Below are 2124 nucleotides of genomic sequence, written 5' to 3' on the forward strand. Positions count from 1 at the left end.
CGGTTACATTCCGAACCCGGAAGCTAAGCCTTTCAGCGCCGATGGTACTGCAGGGGGGACCCTGTGGGAGAGTAGGACACCGCCGAACAATCTTTCAGGACCCCTGGTCCCAGCGTTCACGCTGGGACCAGGGGTCCTTTTGTTTTTCCTTGTATTTGTTGAAAGCGCGGTGCGGTGCCGGCTGCGCGAGAATGACTGCAGTACCCGAAGACAGGAGTCACGTCGATGTCCACCAACTCTCCCGGCGACCGTCCGGAGCGCGAGCCGCGTCGCCGAGACGGCGGCGAGCGGGGCAACTTCCGTGGGCCGCGTCGTGATGACAACCGCGGCGGCGGTGGCGGCGGTTACCGTGGCCGCGATGACCGGCCGGCCTTCCGTCGCGACGACCGCCGGGACGACCGGCGCGATGACCGGCGGGACGACCGCCCGTCGTACCGCCGTGACGACCGTCCCTCGTACGGTCGCGACGAGCGTCGTGGCGACGACCGGCCCTCCTTCCGCCGTGATGAGCGCCGTGATGACAACCGTGGCGGTGGCTTCCGCCGGGACGACCGGCGCGATGACCGTCCGTCCTTCCGCCGTGATGAGCGCCGTGATGACAACCGTGGCGGTGGCTTCCGTCGCGATGACCGGCGCGACGACCGTCGTGATGAGCGTCGTGATGACAACCGCGGTGGCGGTTACCGCGGCCGTGACGAGCGCCGTGACGACAGCCGCGGTGGTGGCTTCCGCCGGGACGACCGGCGCGATGACCGTCCGTCCTTCCGTCGTGATGAGCGCCGTGATGACAACCGTGGCGGTGGCTTCCGTCGCGATGACCGGCGCGATGACCGTCGTGATGAGCGTCGTGATGACAACCGCGGTGGCGGTTACCGCGGCCGTGACGAGCGCCGTGATGACAGGCCCTCGTACCGTCGTGACGACCGGCGCGACGAGCGTCCGTCCTTCCGCCGTGATGAGCGCCCGTCGCACGACCGTCGTGACGACCGCCGTGACGACCGGCCCTCCTTCCGCCGTGATGAGCGTCGTGACGACCGTCCCTCGTACCGCCGTGACGAGCGTCCGTCGTACGACCGTCGCGACGACCGCCGTGACGAGCGGCCCCGTGGGCCGCGGCGCGAGGACGACCGGCGGGGTGGCGGCGGCTTCCGTGGTGGCCGCGACGACCGGCGGGACGACCGGGGCGGCCGTGGGCCGCGTCGGGACGACCGGGGTGGGCACGGGCGTCGTGACGACCGTCCCTCCTTCCGGCGGGACGACCGTGCCGGCGACCGCGCGCCGCTCAAGCGACTGCCGATCCCGCCGGAGGTCACCGGTGAGGAGATCGACCCGGACGTGCGGCAGGAGCTGATGAGCCTGCCGAAGGGCCTTGCCGAGGACGTCGCGCGCAACCTCGTCATGGTCGCGCAGCTGATCGACGAGGACCCGGAGAAGGCGTACGGCTACTCGCGCGTCGCCCTGCGGCTCGCCTCCCGCGTCGCCGCCGTCCGCGAGGCGGCCGGCTTCGCCGCGTACGCGACGCAGAAGTACGCCGAGGCGCTGGCCGAGTTCCGGGCCGCGCGCCGGATGACCGGCAGCGTCGAGCTGTGGCCCGTCATGGCGGACTGCGAGCGCGGCCTCGGCCGCCCGGAGCGGGCCCTGGCCATGGCCGGCGAGCCCGAGGTGCAGAAGCTGGACAAGGCCGGGCAGGTCGAGATGCGCCTGGTGGCCGCCGGTGCCCGTCGGGACATGGGGCAGCTGGACGCCGCCATCGTGACCCTGCAGAGCCCCGAGCTGGCGTCGAACGCCAACCACCCGTGGACCGCGCGCCTGCGGTACGCGTACGCGGACGCGCTGCTTGCCGCCGGCCGGGAGCGCGAGGCGCGTGAGTGGTTCGCGAAGGCCCTGGAGGCCGACAAGGACGGTTCCACGGACGCCTCCGACCGGCTCGCCGAGCTGGACGGGGTCGAGTTCGTCGACGCCTTCGACGAGGAGGACGGCGACGAGGACGGCGAGTCCGAGGACACCGACGAGGGTGCGGACGAGGGTTCGAACGCCTCGTTGACCTGCCGCTGGACAGCACGGCTGGTCGGGGCGTCCCAGTCGCCGTCGAACCGCTCGGCCCGAGCCCGCACCTGCTGGATC

2 protein-coding genes and 1 rRNA gene are annotated in these 2124 nt (G+C 71.9%); all 3 read left to right on the plus strand.

The features are described from left to right. Window positions 1-88 (plus strand): 5S ribosomal RNA (gene rrf / locus AB0C73_RS36010); the annotation flags it as partial. A gap of 213 nt (window positions 89-301) precedes the next feature. Next, window positions 302-1351: a hypothetical protein gene (locus AB0C73_RS36015; protein ID WP_362538162.1), complete on the plus strand. Its 1050-nt coding sequence runs from the start codon at window positions 302-304 to the stop codon at window positions 1349-1351. Then, window positions 1336-2124, plus strand: a 789-nt coding sequence (locus AB0C73_RS36020) for a hypothetical protein (RefSeq protein WP_362538164.1), incomplete at its 3' end; no start/stop codon positions are given. The genes AB0C73_RS36015 and AB0C73_RS36020, both read left to right, overlap by 16 nt.

The sequence above is a fragment of the Streptomyces sp. NPDC048623 genome (assembly GCF_040650755.1).
GTDB lineage: Bacteria > Actinomycetota > Actinomycetes > Streptomycetales > Streptomycetaceae > Streptomyces.